The 1,869-nt window shown below is 53.7% G+C and carries 2 protein-coding genes; both read right to left on the bottom strand.

Going from position 1 to position 1,869, the window contains the following annotated elements:
• Positions 1 to 136: 136 nt before the first annotated feature.
• Positions 137 to 1,009, bottom strand: coding sequence for a hypothetical protein (locus H6F43_RS00210; protein ID WP_190340033.1), 873 nt, complete (start codon positions 1,007 to 1,009; stop codon positions 137 to 139).
• Positions 1,006 to 1,869 (bottom strand): PilN domain-containing protein (locus tag H6F43_RS00205; RefSeq protein ID WP_206754522.1); only part of this gene is annotated, 864 nt, incomplete at its 5' end. The genes H6F43_RS00205 and H6F43_RS00210, both read right to left, overlap by 4 nt.

Below are 1,869 nucleotides of genomic sequence, written 5' to 3'. Positions count from 1 at the left end.
CTATTAGCACAGCGGCTCCACCCAACATGATTCTGTTGAATCCTTGAAACTGTTTCACAATTCATTCCTCACTCAAACAAAACACGGTTGAATATAGAGCCGCAAGACGGTTATTGTCGCAGACGACCCGCCCACGCTACTGCTTTGGTGGCGGCAGTGTTGCAGGCTGATTTGCCTTTGATTCTTCAGGCGTCAGAGGCGCTAGCGCCTCTAGCTGAAACGTACTCGTAATCTTGGTTTCCGGCTGACAATTGGGCACAAGCTGAAATGTATTACCACGCAGCTGGTAGTACGGAGTCGCCGGACGACTACCCTGACCTCCCACGTTGATGTCCGCATTCTTCAGCACTAGCAGCGGCTGTAGACGCTCGATTCGGCGCAGAATCGCTTGCGTTTGATTAAAGTCGCCCTCAAACGAGAAGGTCGCAGCTTCCCGCTTTAGCTTGCCGTTGACCAAGGCTCCATAGGAGCTATCGTTGATAACACCCGTAGCGCCAGCAATTGGGGTTAGCTGCCGAATCTGCGGTTTGATCACAAGGTCACCGAACTGCTGCTTGAAGTCGGCTCGATTCGCCCTCACATTGGCTGGACAGGCAGCGAAGCGGGCATTCTCTTGTCGCTGAAATTCACGCGGCGAGGGTGTGCCCACTTGTCGGCTCAGGTCGATCGGCAGTGTGTCGAGGCTAGCTTCGTTGGCAAACAAGGCAAGTACCTCGTCGCGCTGACGAGTAGCTGCATTCAAGTCAGTCCGCGCCTTTTCAATCTGCTGCTTGATTGCGGCTTGCTGAGCAAGTTGGTTATTCTTATCGCGCACCTGCGCATCTAGCTCTTGGTTCCTTTGCCATTCAGGCTGCACCAAGCTGGTGAACAAGTAGGCAGCAATGCCCAAGCCTGCTAGCGCTAGCAGCACCCCGCTGACGATCGGCGTCAGCGCAATCCCAAAGACAACAGGGTAATTGGGACCCGCATCGTAAGAATCACCTGGAATAAAATCATCACTGACCGTCATTTTTGAACGACCCCCTTACGTTGCAGCGCTTCAATTCGGGTGACGAGTCCAGCCGCACCCTTACGATTGAGTTCTCTCAGCAGTTCCGAGGCAGGTACCTCGTTCAATGCCGTCTGAACCTCAAACTCCACCTTCTGCGGCAGTGCCGGAAGATCCTTTTCGTTAATCGTTGTGGACGCCTGAGCATTCTGACCCAGCCGCGCCAGTTGGAAGCGAGGCTGATTTTGCTGAAGCTGTGACTTAACGAGTTTGGTTTCAGTGGCGTTGAACAGATTCGATCTCTGAACAAGTATCAGAAAATCACCCACGTCGTTCACCGAGTTGGCAAGCCCAGCAATCCGAATGACCTGAGTAGAGGTTGGACTCGGAGCAGCAGCTGGTTGGGGCGAGGCGTTTGCCCGAGGACTAGGACTGGGTCGGGGAGCTTGTCCTGCCCTGGGTGTTTCTTGCTTAATACTCGTGATTTGAACATTATTTGGCGTCAGATCGCGCAGATCTTGAAGGATGGCAGACCACGGCTTAATTTGGTTAAACACCGTTGCCAGCGCTGTCGTCTCCTCCCTAGCTTGTTTCGTTTGGTTGTTGATGTTGGCGAGTTCGTTTTTCTGCGCTGCCAGCGCGCCCAGTTGACGATCGAGGTCTGCCTGCTGCTGCGCTAGATCCGCATTGCGGTTTTGCAGATACAGCCAAAACCCTGCCGGCAGTAACACCAGCGCAATTAGCGCCGCCAACCCCAAAAACAGCGGGCGACGATCGCCTGACGACGCCGCGACTGATCGAGTTTTTGTTCGCGACGCCGCATCCGGCTTATATTCCGGTCGATCGTTTAAAAAGTTAATATCCAACCCGTACATATCACA

This window comes from Leptolyngbya sp. FACHB-36 (assembly GCF_014695955.1).
In the GTDB taxonomy this organism is placed as follows: Bacteria; Cyanobacteriota; Cyanobacteriia; order Leptolyngbyales; family Leptolyngbyaceae; genus FACHB-36.
This window is presented reverse-complemented; position numbering and strand designations above follow the sequence as displayed.